Annotated in this window: 14 protein-coding genes; 9 read left to right on the forward strand and 5 right to left on the reverse strand. The window is 72.4% G+C overall.

The genetic code is table 11. The features are described 5' to 3' along the window. Window positions 1-281: 281 nt before the first annotated feature. The 4 genes from ACFVT1_RS26025 to ACFVT1_RS26040 all read right to left on the reverse strand — a co-directional run bounded on the left by ACFVT1_RS26025 (window position 282) and on the right by ACFVT1_RS26040 (window position 4,614). Window positions 282-2,690, reverse strand: coding sequence for a heavy metal translocating P-type ATPase (locus ACFVT1_RS26025; protein ID WP_389799722.1), 2,409 nt, complete (start codon window positions 2,688-2,690; stop codon window positions 282-284). 139 nt (window positions 2,691-2,829) lie between these two features. Then, on the reverse strand, window positions 2,830-3,138 hold the full coding sequence (locus tag ACFVT1_RS26030; RefSeq protein WP_389799628.1) for a heavy-metal-associated domain-containing protein: 309 nt from the start codon (window positions 3,136-3,138) through the stop codon (window positions 2,830-2,832). 152 nt (window positions 3,139-3,290) lie between these two features. Beyond that, a complete protein-coding gene (locus ACFVT1_RS26035) occupies window positions 3,291-3,512 on the reverse strand; it encodes a hypothetical protein (protein ID WP_389799631.1) in 222 nt (73 codons plus the stop codon). A gap of 151 nt (window positions 3,513-3,663) precedes the next feature. Further along, window positions 3,664-4,614 carry a sugar phosphate isomerase/epimerase family protein gene (locus tag ACFVT1_RS26040; RefSeq protein WP_389799633.1) on the reverse strand — a complete coding sequence of 317 codons (951 nt, stop codon included), beginning with the start codon at window positions 4,612-4,614 and terminating at the stop codon, window positions 3,664-3,666. 132 nt (window positions 4,615-4,746) lie between these two features. Here ACFVT1_RS26040 and iolC point away from each other — a divergent pair, with 132 nt between their 5' ends. From iolC to ACFVT1_RS26080, 8 genes are all read left to right on the forward strand, one after another. Then, window positions 4,747-5,730 carry a 5-dehydro-2-deoxygluconokinase gene (iolC, locus tag ACFVT1_RS26045; protein WP_389799635.1) on the forward strand — a complete coding sequence of 328 codons (984 nt, stop codon included), beginning with the start codon at window positions 4,747-4,749 and terminating at the stop codon, window positions 5,728-5,730. After that, the gene (locus ACFVT1_RS26050; RefSeq protein WP_389799637.1) at window positions 5,727-6,662 is read left to right on the forward strand and encodes a deoxyribose-phosphate aldolase; all 936 of its coding nucleotides are present in this window, start codon (window positions 5,727-5,729) and stop codon (window positions 6,660-6,662) included. Before iolC ends, ACFVT1_RS26050 begins: the two co-directional genes overlap by 4 nt. Continuing rightward, window positions 6,659-7,552, forward strand: a complete 894-nt coding sequence (gene iolB, locus ACFVT1_RS26055) for a 5-deoxy-glucuronate isomerase (protein ID WP_389799639.1) — start codon at window positions 6,659-6,661, stop codon at window positions 7,550-7,552. The genes ACFVT1_RS26050 and iolB overlap by 4 nt, the downstream gene beginning before the upstream one ends. Further along, the gene (gene iolD / locus ACFVT1_RS26060; protein ID WP_389799641.1) at window positions 7,549-9,438 is read left to right on the forward strand and encodes a 3D-(3,5/4)-trihydroxycyclohexane-1,2-dione acylhydrolase (decyclizing); all 1,890 of its coding nucleotides are present in this window, start codon (window positions 7,549-7,551) and stop codon (window positions 9,436-9,438) included. The genes iolB and iolD overlap by 4 nt, the downstream gene beginning before the upstream one ends. Before the next feature lie 24 nt (window positions 9,439-9,462). Continuing rightward, a complete protein-coding gene (mmsA, locus tag ACFVT1_RS26065) occupies window positions 9,463-10,962 on the forward strand; it encodes a CoA-acylating methylmalonate-semialdehyde dehydrogenase (protein WP_389799643.1) in 1,500 nt (499 codons plus the stop codon). A gap of 213 nt (window positions 10,963-11,175) precedes the next feature. After that, window positions 11,176-11,670: an acyl carrier protein gene (locus ACFVT1_RS26070; protein WP_389799646.1), complete on the forward strand. Its 495-nt coding sequence runs from the start codon at window positions 11,176-11,178 to the stop codon at window positions 11,668-11,670. 5 nt (window positions 11,671-11,675) lie between these two features. Continuing rightward, window positions 11,676-14,843: a type I polyketide synthase gene (locus tag ACFVT1_RS26075; protein ID WP_389799649.1), complete on the forward strand. Its 3,168-nt coding sequence runs from the start codon at window positions 11,676-11,678 to the stop codon at window positions 14,841-14,843. Between the two features lie 67 nt (window positions 14,844-14,910). After that, window positions 14,911-16,479 carry a long-chain-fatty-acid--CoA ligase gene (locus ACFVT1_RS26080; protein ID WP_389799651.1) on the forward strand — a complete coding sequence of 523 codons (1,569 nt, stop codon included), beginning with the start codon at window positions 14,911-14,913 and terminating at the stop codon, window positions 16,477-16,479. Window positions 16,480-16,772: 293 nt separating this feature from the next. On the opposite strand, the gene ACFVT1_RS26085 is transcribed toward ACFVT1_RS26080, so the two are convergent. Continuing rightward, window positions 16,773-17,555, reverse strand: coding sequence for a thioesterase II family protein (locus tag ACFVT1_RS26085; RefSeq protein WP_389799654.1), 783 nt, complete (start codon window positions 17,553-17,555; stop codon window positions 16,773-16,775). Window positions 17,556-17,727: 172 nt separating this feature from the next. On the opposite strand from ACFVT1_RS26085, the gene ACFVT1_RS26090 reads away from it, so the two are divergent. After that, window positions 17,728-19,188 (forward strand): MFS transporter, encoded by a 1,461-nt coding sequence (locus ACFVT1_RS26090; RefSeq protein WP_389799656.1) that lies wholly within the window; start codon window positions 17,728-17,730, stop codon window positions 19,186-19,188. Window positions 19,189-19,197 lie beyond the last annotated feature (9 nt).

Genomic DNA, 19,197 nt, shown 5'->3' on the forward strand with positions numbered 1-19,197 from the left:
CACTCCTGCGTACGGGCGTTGCCGCCCGCTGTGTGCTGCGGTCTTCACTTGCTGCTGCGGTCTTCACTTGTACTTCCGGTGCGATCTGCCGGGGTACGTACGCACGGGAGGGCCGCTCAAAGCTCCCCGGTGCACGTGCCCCGGCCAACGCTTGCCCGAAGCATCCCCCAAGACACTTCGACGGACGTCCCCCAAGACATCCTTGGCATCGCACTCTTAGACTCGCGAACCCGCCGGATGGTTACCCTGAAATCGGTGTGATCTAAATCTCTTTGTGGATGTTACGTGAAGGCGCGCAACCGCAGGCTGTTCGTCACGACGAAGACCGATGAGAACGCCATCGCCGCTCCCGCAATCATAGGGTTGAGCAGGCCAAATGCCGCAAGGGGTAGGGCCGCAACGTTATAACCGAATGCCCAGAGGAGGTTGCCCCTGATGGTGGCCAGGGTGCGCCGGGAGAGCCTGATCGCATCGGCTGCCACCTTGAGATCTCCACGAACGAGGGTGAGATCGCCGGCCTCGATCGCGGCGTCCGTGCCGGTTCCCATCGCCAGACCGAGATCGGCGGTGGCCAGGGCGGCCGCGTCGTTGACCCCGTCACCGACCATGGCGACGGAGTGCCCACGGGCCCGGAGTTGCTCGATGACGTGGACCTTTTCCTCGGGCAGGACCTCGGCGTGGACCTCGTCGATCCCGACGGTCCGGGCCACGGCGTCCGCCACGGCCCGGTTGTCACCGGTCAGCAGGACGGGGCGGAGACCGAGCGCGCGCAGTGCGGCGACGGCGTCGGCGCTGGACTCCTTGACTGCGTCGGCGACGGCGAGGACCCCGCGCGCCTGCCCGTCCCAGGCGACCGCGATCGCCGTACGGCCCCGGGCCGCCGCGTCCGCCACGGCGCCGGACAGCGCCTCTGGGACGGCGATGCCCGCGTCGGTGAGCAGCTGCTCGCGGCCGACGAGGACGGCGTGGCCCTCGACGACCCCCTGGACGCCGAGGCCCGCGACGTTGGTGAAGTCCTCGGGTGTGGGCAGGGCGGTGCCGGTGCGTTCGGCGGCTCCGGCGGCGACGGCCTGCGCGATGGGGTGCTCCGAGGAGTGCTCCAGAGCGCCCGCGAGCCGCAGCAGCTGGTTCTCGTCGGTGCCGGGCGCGGTGTGGACGTCCAGCAGGGTCATCCGGCCGGTGGTGACGGTGCCGGTCTTGTCGAGGACGATCGTGTCGACGCGGCGGGTGGTCTCCAGGACCTCCGGGCCCTTGATCAGGATGCCGAGCTGGGCGCCGCGTCCCGTACCGACCATGAGGGCGGTCGGGGTGGCGAGGCCCAGGGCGCAGGGGCAGGCGATGATCAGTACGGCGACGGCGGCGGTGAACGCGGCCGTCACGTCGGCCGTGGCGAACAGCCACCCGGCCAGGGTGGCCAGCGCCAGCACCAGCACCACGGGGACGAAGACCGCGGAGATCCGGTCGGCGAGCCGCTGCACCTCGGCCTTGCCGCTCTGCGCCTCCTCGACGAGCCGGGCCATCCGGGCCAGTTGGGTGTCGGCGCCGACCCGGGTCGCCTCGACGACGAGCCGCCCGGAGGCGTTCACGGTCGCCCCGGTGACGGCGTCGCCGACGCCCACGTCGACCGGGACGGACTCGCCGGTGAGCATGGACGCGTCCACGGCCGACGCGCCCTCGACAACGGTGCCGTCGGTGGCGATCTTCTCGCCGGGGCGGACGACGAAGCGGTCGCCGACGGTGAGCCGGCCGACGGGGACGCGTACCTCCGTACCGCCCTTGAGGACGGTGACGTCCTTCGCGCCCAGGTGCATCAGCGCCCGCAGGGCGGCACCGGCCTTCCGCTTGGACTTCGCCTCCAGATAGCGGCCCAGCAGGATGAAGGTGACGACACCGGCGGCGACCTCCAGATAGATGGTGGAGGAGGCTCCGTCGCGCGAGACGGTGAAGTCGAAGCCGTGCCGCATCCCGGTCGTGCCCGCGTCGCCGAGGAACAGCGCCCACAGGGACCAGCCGAAGGCGGCCAGGGTGCCGATCGAGACCAGGGTGTCCATGGTGGCCGCGCGGTGCCGGAGGTTGGCCCAGGTCGCGCGGTGGAAGGGCAGCCCGCCCCAGACGACGACGGGGGCGGCGAGCGTGAGGGAGAGCCACTGCCAGTTGTCGAACTGAAGGGCCGGGATCATCGCGAGCACGACCACGGGGGCGGCGAGGACGGCCGAGACGGTCAGACGTCGGCGCAGCGCGGCGAGCGCGGCGGCGGCGCTCCGCTCGGCGGGGTCGCCGTCGTCGGCACCGGCCGGGGCGCCGTCGGCGCCGGTCCCGGGCGTGGCCCCGGCACCGGCTTCCGCGCCGCCGGCCTCGGATCGGCCTTCGACGGCGCCCGCGGGTGTCGCGGGCGCGGCGGATGCGGCGGGCGCGACCGCCGCGGGTGGTACCGGCTCGGGGCCGCGGACGGGCCGGGCCGTGTAACCGGTCTTCTCCACCGTGGCGATCAGGTCCGCGAGTCCGGTCCCCGGGCCGAAGGAGACGCGGGCCTTCTCGGTCGCGTAGTTCACGTCGGCGGTGACGCCGTCCATCCGGTTGAGCTTCCTCTCGACGCGGGCGGCGCAGGAGGCGCAGGTCATCCCGCCGATCGTGAGTTCCGCCCGGGAAGTCTCCGGTGCCGGGGTCCCGGCCGCTGTCGCGCGGTGCATGTCCGTTGCGCTGTGCATGTCCGAACTCCTGAAACGCCGACCGGGCCGTACCCCACCAGTATCTGCTGGTCGGTCCGGCCCGGCGGGCAAAGCGGGTGATGCGGGTGAATCCGGCGTATCGGGTGGGTCCCGATGGTGTTCAGGCCCGGCCGACGAGCTCGTAGCCGGCCTCGTCCACGGCGGCGCGCACGGCGTCCTCCGCCAACGGGGCGCGGGAGACGACGGTCACCCGGCCGGTGGAGGCGACGGCCTTCACCGAGGTGACGCCCTCGATGCCGGAGATCTCCTCGGAGACGGCGCCCTCGCAGTGGCCGCAGGTCATGCCGGACACCTGGTAGACGGCGGTCACCGCGCCCGTCCCGGCGCCGCTGTCCGCGTCGTCGTGGCAGGAGCCGCTCGGTGAGCAGCAGGAGCCGGTGGCCTGGGGGAGCTGGGTCTCGGCGGTCATGGTGTTCTCCTCTTGGGTGGGCGCGGAAGGGTGTGGCGTCGGGAACCCGGGAAGATCCGGCGTCCCCCGACACTCATCACACTATACCCCTAGGGGGTATTAATACGAGCGGCTCGCCGTCCTTCGCGCGCTCGGTGTGCCGGCGACCGCAGTCAGACCGGCGCGGCGAGCGTGATCATGGCCGTGCCGCCCACCGAGAAGAGCGTGAACAGGTGACGCTGCTCGTCGGTGGGGGCCGGGATGCAGCCCTGCGTGAAGAGCGCGCGGCTCAGGCCGGTGTCGGTGACCCGTGCGACCGGCCGGACCGCGATGCCGTGCATCGAGTCCCGGAGCGCGTGCGGCACGGCGAAACCGGGATCGGTGGACCGGTTCACAGACGCTCCTATGTGTATCTCCGTATTTGTCCCGAATTTTATGGTGCGTGGGGCTGTAGGGCACTCGGGGGATCGGAGGGGAGGCCGAGGGGTGCGGCGGGGAGCGCGCGCCGGCTTCTCGCCGAGGGCGGCGCCGCGTACCGCCGCCGCGTCACTTCCCGGCGGCGTCCGGTGTGTCGGGGGTCCGGTGCGGGCCGCCGCAGGAGCGGAGGAAGTCCCGGGTGCGGCGGGCGATGGGGAGGGGCTTGTCGGGCGGGCACGGATACATGTCCTGCTCGACGATGGCGAAGAGGTCGACGTCCAGCTTGCGCGCGGCGGCGAGTACGGGTTCCAGCGCGGGCACCCCGCCCGGCGGTTCGCACATCACGCCGCGCGCCACGGCGGGCCCGAACGGCACCCCGTCCGCCACGACGCGGGCCAGGATCTCCGGATCGACCTGCTTGAGGTGCAGATAGCCGATCCGTTCGCCGTAGGTCTCGATCAGCTCGACGCTGTCGCCGCCGCAGTAGGCGTAGTGGCCGGTGTCGAGGCAGAGCGAGACCAGGCCGGGATCGGTGGCGTCGAGGAAGCGGGCGACGTTCTCCGCGCCGTCGATATGGGTGTCGGCGTGCGGATGGACGACGATGCGCAGCCCGAACCGGTCCCGTACCTCGCGGCCCAGCCGCTCCGTCAGGGTGGTGAGGTCGCGCCACTGCTCCGCGGTGAGGTCGCGGTCCTCCAGGACCTCGCCCGTCCTGTCGTCGCGCCAGAACGACGGGATGACCACCAGATGCCCGGCGCCCATCGCCCGGGTGAGGGCCGCGATGTCGGCGACATGCGCCCAGGTCCGGTCCCAGACGCCGGGACCGTGGTGCAATCCGGTGAAAACGGTCCCGGCCGAGACCGCGAGTCCGCGGCGGCCGGTCTCGTCGGCGAGGCGGGCCGGATCGGTCGGGAGATAGCCGTACGGGCCGAGCTCGATCCACTCGTAACCCGCCGTCGAGACCTCGTCCAGGAAGCGCTGCCAGGGCACTTGCCGCGGATCGTCGGGGAACCACACCCCCCACGAGTCGGGTGCCGAACCGATGCGGATACGGGCCGGAGCCGCTGCGGAGGAGGTCATACCGCCCAGCCTCCCGGCCCCGGCGGGGCGGTGTCAATGATTCGTCCGTATGTCCGGACAAAGCGTTGACAGGGGTTCGGGGGAGGGCTAGACCTGGGAGCAGCCGCCCGGTCGCCGGTCGAAGGGACGCAGATGCCTGAGCTGTACGACGTGATCACCATGGGCCGGATCGGTGTGGATCTCTACCCCCTGCAGACCGGTCTGCCCCTGGCCCGGGTCGACACCTTCGGGAAGTTCCTCGGCGGCTCACCCACCAACGTCGCCGTCGCGGCGGCCCGGCTCGGCCGGCGGACCGCGGTGGTGACCCGCACCGGGCGGGATGCCTTCGGGGACTATCTCCACCAGCAGTTGCGGGAGTTCGGGGTGGACGACCGGTGGGTGACCCCCGTCGACGCGTATCCCACGCCGGTCACCTTCTGCGAGATCTTCCCGCCGGACGACTTCCCGCTCTACTTCTACCGCCGCCCCAAGGCCCCCGATCTGGAGATCCACACATCGGAGCTGGACCTCGACGCGATCCGTTCGGCCCGGGTCTTCTGGATGACGGGCACCGGGCTGTGCGCCGAACCGAGCCGCACCGCGACCCTCGCCGCACTCCGCGCCCGCGACCGGTCCGGCATCACCGTCTTCGATCTCGACTGGCGCCCGATGTTCTGGGACGACGGATCCGCCGGTCCTACCGCCCGCTACCGCGAGGCCCTCGCCCTCGCCACCGTCGCCGTCGGCAACCTCGACGAGTGCGAGATCGCGACCGGCGAGCGCGAACCGTACGCGGCCGCACGCGCCCTGATCGCCGCGGGTGTCGAGCTGGCCGTCGTCAAACAGGGGCCCGAGGGCGTCCTCGCCGTCCACCACGACGGCACGGTGGCCGACGTGCCGCCGCTGCCCGTCGAGGTCGTCAACGGCCTCGGCGCCGGTGACGCCTTCGGCGGGGCGCTCTGCCACGGGCTCCTCGCCGGCTGGGAGACCGCCCGCGTCATGCGGTACGCCAACGCCGCCGGTGCCATCGTCGCGTCCCGGCTCGCCTGCTCGCCCGCCATGCCGTTCCCGTACGAGGTCGAAGCGGCCCTGACCGCGGGCGCCGTCACCTCCCGCCCCACCGGAGCCACCCCATGACACCCCCGGCCTCCTCGGTCTCCGAACTCGTCCAGCTGCGCATGCGCCACCCCGAGGCCGTCGCCGAGGCCGCCGCGCGCCGCCGCAGACGGCCCCTCGTCGGCGTCGGCGGACGGCTGATGATCATCGCGGCGGACCATCCGGCCCGCGGCTCCCTCGCCGTCGGTGACCGCGCACTGGCCATGGCCAACCGCTTCGAGCTCCTGGAACGGCTCTGCCTCGCCCTCGCCCGCCCCGGCGTCGACGGCGTCCTCGCCACCGCCGACATCCTCGACGACCTGCTGCTCCTCGGAGCGCTGGAGAGCAAGGTCGTCGTCGGCTCGATGAACCGCGGCGGACTCGCGGGCGCCGCCTTCGAACTCGACGACCGCTTCACCGGCCACCGCCCCGAGGACCTCGCCCGGCTCCGCTTCGACGCGGGCAAACTGCTGCTCCGCATCGACTACGACGATCCCGGTTCGCTCGACACCATGCACGCCACCGCCCGCGCCATCGACGCCATGGCCGCGCACCGGCTGCCGGTCTTCGTCGAACCGTTCCTCTGCCGCCGCATGGACGGCCGGCTCCGCAACGACCTCGGTGCGGAGGCCGTCACCACCTCGATCGCCATCGCCTCGGGGCTGGCCGGGACGTCCGCGTACACCTGGCTCAAGGTCCCCGTCACCGAGAACCCCGACGACATGGCCCGGGTGATGGCGGCCTCGACGCTGCCCGCCGTGCTGCTGGGCGGCGAGGTGGGCGACGACCTGGACGGCGCGTTCGAGAAGTGGCGCACGGCGCTGCGACTGCCCACCGTCCAGGGGCTGGTGGTGGGGCGTTCGCTGCTCTACCCGGCCGACGGGAAGGTGGCCGCGGCCGTCGACACGGCCGTGTCGCTGCTGGAGCCGGGAGAAACGGGCGGGGACCGGGTATCGGGTAGGGGATGGGTATGACGACGTACGACGAACCGCGCGACGCACCGCGCCGCCACCTTCGCGCCGGGTCCACGGCGAGCGGCCCCTACGCCCTGGACATCGACCCGGAGCGCGCCGGATGGGACCGGTCGAGCCTGCGGGTGCTGGAGCTGGGGCCGGGCGGAGTTCACACGCTCGTCACCGGGGAGAGCGAGTGGATCGTCCTGCCGTTGACGGGTGGCTGTACGGTGCACACCTCAGGTGAGATCTTTGAACTGCTGGGCCGGGAAAGCGTGTTCAGCGGCGTATCCGACTTCGCCTATGTACCGCGTGACGCCCGTGCACAGATCGCCTCCGGCGCAGGGGGCCGCTTCGCCCTGGCAGGAGCGAAGTGCGAGCGACGACTCCCCGCTCGCTACGGCCCCGCGCCGGAGGTACCCGTCGAACTGCGCGGATCCGGCAACTGCTCCCGCCAGGTCAACAACTTCGCCGCCGCCGACACTTTCGTGTGCGACCGGCTGATCGCCGTGGAGGTCCTCACCCCCGGCGGCAACTGGTCGTCCTACCCGCCGCACAAACACGACGAGCACCGCCCCGGCGCCGAATCCGTGCTGGAGGAGATCTACTACTTCGAGGTGGAGCACGACGGCCTCGGCTACCACCGGGTGTCGCCGTCCCGGGCCGGCGGTACGGACGTCCTCGCCGAGGTCCGCAGCGGCGACGCCGTCGTCATCCCCGACGGATGGCACGGCCCGTCCATCGCCTCCCCCGGCCGCACCCTCTACTACCTCAATGTGATGGCGGGCCCGGGGGAGCAGCGGGAGTGGCTGATCACCGACCACCCCGACCACAGCTGGATCCGCGACACCTGGCCGGAACAGCCCGTGGACCCCAGACTCCCGCTGTACGGGACGGAGGCGGCCTCATGAGCGCACCGCGTACCCGCAGACTGACCACCGCCCAGGCCCTGGTGTCCTTCCTGTCCCGCCAGTACACCGAGCGCGACGGCCGACGGCAGCGGCTGATCGGCGCCACCTGGGGCATCTTCGGCCACGGCAACGTCGCCGGAGTCGGCCAGGCCCTCGTCGAGTCCGGCCGCGCCATGCCCTATCTCCAGGGCCGCAACGAGCAGGCCATGGTGCACGCCGCCGTCGGCTACGCCCGCCAGTCCGGGCGGCTGTCCGCGCACGCCGTCACCACCTCCATCGGCCCCGGCGCCACCAACCTCGTCACCGGCGCCGCCCTCGCCACCATCAACCACCTCCCCGTCCTCCTCCTGCCCGGGGACACCTTCGCGACCCGGCCCGCCGACCCCGTGCTCCAGCAGCTCGAAGTTCCGGCCGCGGGCGACATCTCGGTCAACGACTGCCTGCGCCCCGTCTCCCGCTACTTCGACCGGATCACCCGCCCCGAGGCCCTGATCCCGGCCGCGCTCCAGGCCGTGCGGACCCTCGCCGACCCGGCGGAGACCGGCGCCGTCACCCTGGCGCTGCCCCAGGACGTGCAGACCCAGGCGTACGACTGGCCGGAGGAGTTCTTCGCCGAGCGCGTCTGGCACGTACGCCGCCCCGCCCCCGATCCGTACGAGCTCGACCGGGCGGTACGGGCCCTGCGCAGCGCCCGTCGGCCGCTGATCGTGGCGGGCGGCGGGGTCCGCCACAGCGCGGCCGAGGAGACGCTCGCCGCGTTCGCCGCCGCCACCCGCATCCCCGTCGCCTCCACCCAGGCCGGCAAGGGCTCCCTGCGCCACGACCACCCCGCCGACGTCGGCGGCATCGGCCACACCGGCACCGCGACCGCCGACGAACTGGCCCGCACCGCCGACCTGGTCGTCGGCATCGGCACCCGCTACTCCGACTTCACCACCGCCTCCGCCACCCTCTTCGCGAACCCGGCCGTCCGCTTCCTCAACCTCAACATCACCGGCTTCGACGCCCACAAGCTCGGCGCGCTCCCGCTCGTCGCCGACGCCCGCGCCGCCCTCGAAGCCCTCACCGCCGCGCTCGCCGCACGCAACCACCGTGTCGACCCGGCCTACGAGACCGAGTACACCGAGGCCAAGGCGGAGTGGGAGCGGCGCGTCTCCGCCGCGTTCACCGCCGGCGACCCGCACGCCCGCCCCACCCAGGCGCAGGTCCTCGGCCTCCTCGACGCGCTGGTCACCGAGGACGACATCCTGATCAACGCGGCCGGTTCGCTCCCCGGCGACCTGCACAAGCTCTGGCGGACCCGCTCCCCGCACCAGTACCACGTCGAGTACGGCTACTCCTGCATGGGCTACGAGATCCCGGCGGCGATCGGGGTCCAGCTGGCCGCCCCCGGCCGCCCGGTCTGGGCCCTCGTCGGCGACGGCACGTATCTGATGAACCCCACCGAGATCGTCACCGCCGTGCAGCAGGACCTCCCCGTGAAGCTGGTCGTCCTCCAGAACCACGGCTACGCGTCCATCGGCGGCCTCTCCGAGACGGTCGGCGGCGAGCGCTTCGGCACCGCCTACCGCCACCGGGCCGCGGACGGCACCTTCACCGGCCCCCCGCTCCCCGTCGACCTCGCGGCCAACGCCGGTTCGCTCGGGATGCGGGTGCTGCGCGCCAAGACCGTGTGTGACCTGCGCGAAGCGCTCGCCGAGGCGCGTGCGGCGGACCGTCCCACTTGTGTCTACGTCGAGACCGAAACGGCAGACACAGTGTCGGGCCCCCCTCCGGCGCAGGCGTGGTGGGATGTTCCCGTAGCCGAAACGGCCACCCGGCCGTCGGCCGTGGAAGCCCGCCGGGAGTACGACCGACACGTCGCCGAACGACGCCGCCACCTCTGAAGACGCCACTGAAGGAGTTCTGTCATGAAGACCGTCAACCACTGGATCGGTGGCAAGACCGTCGAGGGCGCGTCGGGCAACTACGGCCCGGTCACCGACCCGGCCACCGGCGCCGTCACCACGCAGGTCGCGCTCGCCTCCCTCGAAGAGGTCGACGCCGCGGTGGCCGCCGCCAAGGACGCCTACGCCACCTGGGGCACGTCCTCGCTGGCCGCCCGCACCGCGGTCCTTTTCCGCTACCGCGCGCTGCTGGACGCCCACCGCGACGAGATCGCCGCACTGATCACCGCCGAGCACGGCAAGGTGCACTCGGACGCGCTGGGCGAGGTCGCCCGCGGTCTGGAGATCGTCGAGCTGGCCTGCGGCATCACCACCCAGCTCAAGGGCGAGCTGTCCACCCAGGTCTCCAGCCGGGTCGACGTCTCCTCGATCCGCCAGTCGCTCGGTGTCGTCGCCGGTATCACCCCGTTCAACTTCCCGGCCATGGTGCCGATGTGGATGTTCCCGCTCGCCATCGCCTGTGGGAACACCTTTGTGCTCAAGCCCAGCGAGAAGGACCCGTCGGCCGCCAACCTGCTGGCCGAGCTGGCCGCCGAGGCCGGTCTGCCGGACGGCGTGCTGAACGTCCTGCACGGTGACAAGGTCGCCGTCGACGGGCTGCTGAACCACCCCGACGTGGCCGCGGTCTCCTTCGTCGGCTCCACCCCGATCGCCCGCTACATCCACGCCACCGCGTCCGCCAACGGCAAGCGCGTCCAGGCGCTCGGCGGCGCGAAGAACCACATGCTGGTGCTGCCGGACGCGGACCTCGACGCCGCGGCCGACGCCGCCGTCTCCGCCGCGTACGGCTCCGCCGGTGAGCGCTGCATGGCGATCTCCGCGGTCGTCGCGGTGGGTTCCGTCGCGGACGAGCTCGTCGCCAAGATCAAGGAGCGCGCCGAGAAGATCAAGATCGGCCCCGGCAACGACCCCGTGTCCGAGATGGGCCCGCTGATCACCGCCGCCCACCGCGACAAGGTCGCCTCCTACGTCACGGGCGCGGCCGCCCAGGGCGCCGACGTCGTCCTCGACGGCACCGGTTACACGGTCGAGGGCTTCGAGGACGGCCACTGGATCGGCCTCTCCCTCCTCGACCACGTGTCCACCGACTCCGACGCGTACAGGGACGAGATCTTCGGCCCGGTCCTGTGCGTCCTGCGCACCGAGACGTACGAGGAGGGCGTCGCCCTCATGAACGCCTCGCCGTTCGGCAACGGCACCGCGATCTTCACCCGCGACGGCGGCGCCGCCCGCCGCTTCCAGCTGGAGATCGAGGCCGGCATGGTCGGCGTCAACGTGCCGATCCCGGTGCCCGTCGGCTACCACTCCTTCGGTGGCTGGAAGGACTCCCTCTTCGGCGACCACCACATCTACGGCAACGACGGCGTGCACTTCTACACCCGCGGCAAGGTCGTCACCACCCGCTGGCCGGACCCGGCCGACGCCCCGGCGGGCGTGGACCTGGGCTTCCCGCGCAACCACTGATCCTCTCGACCGCCCGGCCCCGAGGGCCCGCACGGAAGCTCCTTCCGTGCGGGCCTTCGCCGTGCCCGCCGACACCGCGCTGACATGCCGCTGACGCCGGGCGCACATGCCCGTACCACCGCTCCGACGGCGCTGGACTGCTCTCGTGCTCGTCGACTGGAATGGAGCAGGCACCCACGGAACGCGGTACGGGGGCTCTTGCGGAGGCGCGACGTGGCGGAGGCGATGGCAGTGAGTGCGGTGGACGAACGCCCTTCGGGGCCCGGAACGGCGGGCGCCGCCACAGTGGTGGACGACCTGCTCGATCTGCCCCGGTCCGAGCGGCGGCAGGCGTTGGAGGATCTCGTCGTCGCCGAGTTCAAGATCGTGCTCCTCATGGAGGACGACGACGAACTCCCCCTGGACGAAAGCTATTTCGACCTGGGGCTCACCTCGCTGACGATCACCGATCTGAAGCAGAGCCTGGAGTCGATGATCGGGCACGAACTCAGTGCGAGCCTGCTGTTCAACAGCCCCACCGTGGGCCAGCTGATGGACCACATCTGCGACGAGCTGCTCCCCGGTCTGTTCCGCCCCGCGAGCGCGTCCGGGCCCGCGAGCGGGTCCGCGCCCGCCGATGGGCCCGCGTCCGCCGCTGCCACCGGCCCCGCCGACCCCACGGCGGACGACCTGGTCGACGAAGCCCTCAAGAACCTCTACCAGGGGTAGGAGACATGGCAGATCCGGACGACGCGACGACCACCGACCGCGCCCTGAAGCAGGCCCACGAAGACCTCCGCAGACAGCGCGAGCTCCTGAAGGAGCTGCTGCAGGAGAAGTACGAGCCGATCGCGATCGTGGGTGTCGGCCTGCGCTTCCCCGGCGGGAACAACTCCCTGGAGGAATTCACCGAGTTCCTGCGCGAGGGGCGAAGCGCCATCGGCCCGCTCCCGAAGGACCGCTGGGACGTCGAGGCCTTCGCGTCCGGCGAGGGCCGCGGCGTCATCCGGACCACGGGCGGCGGATTCCTCGACGGGCTCGAACGGTTCGACCCCAAGTTCTTCAAGACGGCCCCCGCCGAGGCGCACTGCCTGGACCCGCAGCAGCGGCTGGTGCTGGAGACCGCGTGGGAGTCCCTCGAACACGCCGGGATCGACCCGACGGCGCTGCGGCACGGCAACGGCGGCATCTACGTGGGGGCCAGCTCCCTCGACTACGTGATGGAGATGGACGAACTCCGCGACGACGAACTGGACGGCCGGATCGCGGCCGGCGTCTCGCACTCGGGCATCTGCGGCAGGCTCTCGTACTTCCTCGGCTGGCGCGGCCCCTCCATCACCGTGGACACCGCCTGTTCCGCCTCCCTCGTCGCACTCCACCTCGCGGTCCAGGGGCTGCGCCGCCGCGAGTGCGACATCGCCCTGGCCGGCGGGGTCAACGCCATCCACCACCCCCGCAGCACCGCGCTCTTCTCCGACCTGAGCGCGCTCTCGCCCGACGGCCGGTGCAAGACCTTCGACGATTCCGCCGACGGCTACGGCCGGGCCGAGGGCTGCGGCATGATCGTGCTGAAGCGGCTGTCGGACGCCCGGCGCGACGGCGACACCGTCCTGGCGCTCGTCCGGGGCAGTGCCGTCGGGCAGGACGGCGAGAGCGCCGGGCTCACCGTGCCCAACGGCGCCGCGCAGGAGACCCTGCTGCGGCGGGCGCTCGGCAGCGCCCGGCTGGGGCCCGGCGACATCCAGTACGTGGAGGCGCACGGCACCGGAACCCCGCTCGGGGACCCGATCGAGATCGGCGCGATCAGCGAGGTCTTCGCCGACTCGCACAGCAGGAACGACCCGGTGATCGTCGCCTCGGCCAAGACCAACATCGGGCACATGGAACCGGCGGCGGGGATCGGCGGCGTCATCAAGGCCGTTGCCCAGCTGCGCAGCGGCGAGATCTTCCCGCATCTCAACTTCGACACGCCCTCGACCCGCATCCCCTGGGAGGTCTCCCCGGTCGAGATCCCCACCGAGACCCGCCCCTGGAAGGCCGGCACCCGGCGCGCGATGGTCAACTCCTTCGGCTTCGCGGGCACGTTGGCCTCCGCCGTACTCGAAGAGGCGCCGTCCGGCGCGGACGACCGCGCTCCCGAGCGGGACGCGCCGGCCGGGGAGGCCGGCGAGCCCGGGGGCCAGGTCTTCACGCTGTCCGCCAAGTCGGCCCGCTCGCTCGCCCTGCAGATCGAGCGCTACCAGCGGCTGCTGACCGACCGCCCCGATCTGCCGGTCGACGCCATCTGCTACACGGGCAGCACCGGGCGGGCCCACTTCGACCACCGGATCGCCGGGGTCGTCCGCGACCACGCCGGGCTCTCCGCGCTGCTCGCCGACCGGGCCGCCCGGTCGGCGGCCGCGGCCGGGTCCGCGACGGCCAGGCCGGAGGCCGTCCGCAAGGCCGTCTTCCTGTTCACCGGGCAGGGCGCGCAGCGCCCCGGCATGGGCCTCGCCCTGTACGAGCGGCACCCGCTCTTCCGCCGGACCGTCGACGAGCTGGACGCGCTGTTCGCCCCGCATCTGGGCCGCTCCATCCGGGAGTTGATGTTCGGTCGCACCGACGACTCCGACGAGCTGCACCGCACCCGGTACACCCAGCCGGCCCTGTTCGTCCTGGAGTACGCCCTGGCGCGGCTCTGGCTGTCCTGGGGGGTGCGTCCCTCCGCCGTCATCGGGCACAGCATCGGCGAGGTGGTCGCCGCGGCCGTCGCCGGGCTCTTCACCGCGGCCGACGCGGTCCGGCTGGTCGCGGTCCGGGCCCGGCTGATGGACTCGGTCACCGCGCCCGGCGGCATGGCGGCCGTCGGCGTCGACGCGGAGACGGCGGACGCCCTGGTGGCGCCGTACGACGACCTCGCCGTGGCCGCGTACAACGCGCCGTCGCAGTGCGTCATTTCGGGAGGTGCCGCCTCGCTGGACGCGGCGACCGCCGAGCTGCCCGCCCGGGGGGTGCGGGTCAAGCGGCTGCCCGTCTCGCACGCCTTCCACTCGCCGCTGATGGGCGCGGTCACCGAGGAGTTCCGCGCGGCCTTCGACGGCATCACCTTCCACGAACCCGAGTTCACCCTGATCTCCAACCTCACGGGCCAGGTGGCCCGGTGGCGGGACATCTCCAAACCCGACTACTGGGTACGGCACATCGCCGAACCGGTGGACTTCGCGGCCGGCATGCGGACCGTGGCCCGGCGCGGCCGGCACGCGTTCATCGAGATCGGGCCGTCCGCCACGCTGTCCTCGCTGGCCCGGGAGAACCTCGACGCCCCGGGCGACACCTGGCTGGCCAGCCTGCGCCCCGCCCAACAGGACGATCTGGCACTGCTGTCGTCGGTGGCCAAGCTGTACGCGGCCGGATACCCGGTGTCCTGGACCGGCTTCCACGCGGAGCGGCGGATGCGCCGGGTGGTGCTGCCGGGCTACGCGTTCGACCGCCAGGAGTACTGGCTCCGGTCGGCCGACCCCCGCCGCCCCTCGCCCAGGACGTCGACGGGCGGGCCGCTGAACGGAGCCGAGGGCGGCCCGGTGGGAGGTGCCCCGGCCGGGTCCGCCGCCGGGTCCGCCGCCACCGACCCGGTGGAGCTGGACACCGGACGGCTGCTCTCCATGGGCCAGGACGAACGCCTCGCCGCCCTCACCGGACACATCCGTGCGCTGATGGCCTCCGAGCTGCAGTTCGACGACCCCGCGGAGATCGAGCCCGGCGCGCACTTCCTCGACCTGGGCCTCGACTCGCTGGCCGCCGCCCGGCTCAGCGGACGGCTGGGCACCGCCCTGGGCCGCCGGACCACGGTGTCCGAGGTCATGGACCACCCCAGCGCACGTTCCCTGGCCGAGTTCGCCGAGCAGCGGCTGACCTCGGACTGAACCCCGCGCCGCACACGGCCGGGCCGTACCGACCTCCGGACCAGCCGGACCTGTTGATGGAGAGACCATGGACGAGGCCACGCCCGAGACCCTTGCCGCCATCCCCGGACACCACGCCGCCGTCCGGCCCGATCACATCGCCATGATCCACCTCGGCACCGAGGTGACGTACGCCGAACTCGACCGCGAGAGCAACCGCGCGGCACACGCCCTGCTCGCCGCCGGGCTCGCTCCCGGCGACCGGGTCGCGTTCCTCGGCATGGAGTCGCAGTACTACTACGAGATCGCCTTCGCCTGCGCCAAGAGCGGAACCGTCCTGGTCCCGGTCAACTGGCGGCTCACCGAGAGCGAGGTCGAGCACCAGCTGCGGGACTCCTGCGCCAGGCTCCTCTTCGTCGAGGAGGAGTACCGGGCCACCGCCGAGCGGATCGGGGCGGAACTGCCGGAGCTGAAGAGCGTCGTCGCCATGGACGCGGGAGGGCCGCGCGGCGCGGGCTTCCTGGACTGGAAATCCGGCTTCCCGGACACCGGCACCGGCTACCGCCCCGATCCCGCCCAGCCCGTCGCCCAGATGTACACGAGCGGCACCACCGGGCCGCCCAAGGGCGTGGTCCTGCCGCACCGGAGCTTCTTCGCGCTGGGCCGCGCGATGGACGAGCACGGTCTCGACTGGGTGGACTGGAAACCCGGCGACAGGAATCTGATCGGGCTGCCGGGACTGCACATCGCCGGGCTCTCCTGGTCCATGCAGGGCTTCACCGCGGGTGTGACGAACGTGATCATGCGGATGTTCGTCGCCCAGGAAGCGGTGGCGCTGATCAGGGACGCGGGTGTCACCACCACCTTCGTCGCCCCCGCCATGCTCCAGATGATGCTGGCCGAGCCCGCCGCGTCCAAGGAGACCTTCGCGACGCTGCGCAAGGCGGTCTACGGAGGTTCACCGATCGCCGAGGAGCTGCTGGTCCGCTCCCTCGACGTGCTGGAGGCCGACCTGGTGCAGGCGTACGCCGCCACCGAGACGGGCAACGCCGTGGCGCTGCTGCCGATGCCCGATCACACACCGGGCAGCCCGCGGCTGCGCGCCGCCGGACGGGCCTGCCCGGGGGTGGAGATACGGATCGTCGCCGACGGCAGGACCTGCGCCACCGGTGAGATGGGCGAGGTGTGGGTGCGCTCGCCCGCGGTCATGCTCGGCTACTGGAACCTGCCGGAGGCCAGCGCGCAGACCCTGACGGACGGCTGGCTGCGGATGGGCGACGCCGGCTATCTCGACGAGGACGGCTACCTCTACCTCTGCGACCGGATCAAGGACACGATCATCGTCGCGGGGGAGAACGTCTACCCCGGCGAGGTGGAGGAGGCGCTCGGCCGGCACCCCGCGGTCGCCGAGGTGGCGGTCATCGGGGCTCCGCACCCCCGCTGGGGCGAGGCGGTGCACGCCTGTGTGGTGCTGCGCGAGGGCATGCGCGCGACCCCGAGGGAACTGATGCTGTCCCTGAAGGGGCGGATCGCCGACTTCAAGATCCCGGTCCGGTACGACTTCCTGGACGGCCTGCCCCGCAATGCGACCGGCAAGGTGCTCCGCCGCGAGCTGCGGGACCGGTTCTGGGCGGGGCGGACCAGCAAGATCCACTGACGCCGGACGCCGGACGCCGGGGCCGATGACAGCCCCGGTTTCCGGTGTCGGCTCGGGTCTGCGGTGTCAGCTCGGGTCTGCGGTGGCGGCCCGGCTTTCCGGTGCCGGCCGGGGCTTCCAGTGCGGCCGGGGTTTCGGTGGCAGTCCGGGCCTCCGGTGCCGGCCCAGGGTCTGCGGTGGCAGCCCGGCTTCCCGGTGCCGGACCGGGTTTCCGGTGCCGGACCGGGTTTCCGGTGCCGGACCGGGTTTCCGGTGCCGGACCGGGTTTCCGGTGCCGGCCCGGATTTCCGGTGTCAGCCCCGTTGCGGGCCCGCCGCGCTGCGCCGCAGCCGGCGTGACAGGTCCGCGGCCAGCGCCATGGCCTGCTCGTAGAGGTAGAAGTGACCGCCCGGAAGTTCGCTGAGCCCCTGGAACGCGTCCGCCCGGTCGGCCCAGGCACCCATGGCGCCCCCGCCCAGGAGGGGGTCCGAGGCCCCGCCGTAGGCCACGACCGGGCAGCCGACCCGCGCCCCGTCGTCCGTATAGCCGTTGACCACGGTGAAATCGGCGCGCAGCGTCGGGAGCACGAGATCGAGCAGCTCGCGGTTGCCGGTGACCTCCGGCGGCAGACCTCCGAACTCCCCGACCCGGGCGAGGAACTCCTCGTCGGAGAGGTGCGCGACGGGGACCGGGCTCGGCCGGTGCGCGCTCCCCTCCCACGCCGACACCGCGAGCAGCGCCGGAGCGGGGGCGCCGTCCTTCTGCAGGGCGAGGGTCAGCCGGTACGCGATCAGCGCGCCCATGCTGTGCCCGAAGAACGCGAAGCGGCGCCCGTCGAGGTCGTCCTCCAGGGCCTCGTACACGGCCTCGACGAGGGTGTCCAGATCGGTGAACGCGGGCGTGGAACGCCGGTTCTGCCGACCGGGCAGCTGGACCGCGGCGACCTCCACGTCGGCGGGCAGCATCTGCGCCCAGCGCGCGTACGTCGCGGCCGATCCGCCCGCGTGGTGGAAGACATAGAGCCGGCACGCCGCGTCGGGCCGTGCCCGGCCGGTGTGGAACCAATCGGCGCCGAGCCCCGCGTTCTCCTGGACCATCTGCCCCTCCCGCGCTTGTGCCGCGACGGGCGGGGACTCTGCCGCCGGTCCCGCCCCGCGTCCGTACCGCTCGACGCTAGGCAGCGGGCGGGGGCCCGGACAATTACCTGCCAGGTAATCGACACCGCCGACACCGCGCGCGGAGGGTGAGCGGATTCGTACTGGTTCGAGCGTGGAGAAGAACGCTGTGACCGACGTCCACACCACAACGACGAGACCGGGCCGGGTCGCCGACGGCCGGCCCGGCTCCCTGGCACTGCCGGTGATCCTGGCCGGCACCTTCATGGTCGTCCTCGACTTCTTCATCGTGAACGTCGCGATCCCCGCGGTGCAGAGCGAGCTCGGCGCGAGCACGGCCCAGGTCCAGCTGATCGTGGCCGGATACGGTCTGGCGTACGCCTGCGGTCTGATCACGGCGGGGCGGCTGGGCGACATCTTCGGCCGGCGCCGTCTCTATGTCATCGGGCTGCTGCTGTTCACGGCGGCCTCGCTGCTGTGCGGGATCGCGCCGAACACCTCCGTGCTGGTGCTCGCCCGGGTCGCCCAGGGCATCGGGGCCGCGGTGCTCTCCCCGCAGGTGCTGACCATCCTCGGGGTCACCTACACCGGTGCCTCCCGCGTCCGGGCGTTCACGGCGTACGGCCTGGTCCTCGCCTCGGCCTCGGTCGGCGGCCAGCTGATAGGCGGGGCGCTGATCCAGGCCGATGTCGCCGGTCTGGGCTGGCGCAGCTGCTTCCTGATCAATGTGCCGATCGGGGTCGCGGCGCTGCTGCTCACCCCCAGGCTGATCACGGAGTCACGCGCGCAGGGCGCCACCCGGCTCGACATCCCCGGGATGCTGCTGGTCACGGTGGGCCTGGTGGCCGTGGTGCTGCCGCTGGTCGAAGGCCGGGAGGCGGGCTGGCCGGCCTGGACCTGGGCGTGCCTGATCCTCGCCGTGCCGTTCCTCGGGGCGTTCGTGCTGCACCAGCGGAGGCTGTCGTCGAACGGCGGCTCCCCCCTGCTGGACCCGGGGCTCTTCCGCCAGCGGGCCTTCACCGTCGGACTGTTCGCGGTGATCGTCTTCTACTCGGGGATGGCCTCGTTCTTCCTCGTCCTCGCGCTGTACCTGCAGCAGGGCCGCGGGCTCGACGCGCTGGACTCCGGTCTCACCTTCACCGTCATGGGCGCCGGGTTCTTCGTCACGTCCGTCTCCGGGCGGCGGCTCGGGGCGTGGCTGGGACGGCAGGCCCTGGCCCTGGGCGGGGTGCTGATCGCGGTCGGCCAGCTGCTGCTCTTCCTCACGGTCTCCCGCATCGGGGTCGAGGGGAACATCTGGCTGCTCGCCCCGGCGCTGCTGCTCGACGGAGCGGGGATGGGGATGGTGATGGCACCGCTCAACTCGACGGTCCTGGCGGGTATTCCGCCCCGTCTGGCCGGTGCCGCCTCCGGCGTCCTGACCACGATGATGCAGGTGGGCAACGCGCTGGGGGTCGCACTCATCGGCATCATCTACTACGGCAGGACCGGTGCCGCCCCGGCGAGCGCGGCGGACGGGCTGGACGCGGGGCTGGTGTATCTGACCGCCCTCGCGCTGCTCCTCGTCGTCGCCGTTCAACTGCTGCCGAAGAAGACCGCCGGGGAAACCGCCTGAGCCCGTCCG

The organism is Streptomyces sp. NPDC057963 (assembly GCF_042887155.1).
GTDB lineage: Bacteria > Actinomycetota > Actinomycetes > Streptomycetales > Streptomycetaceae > Streptomyces.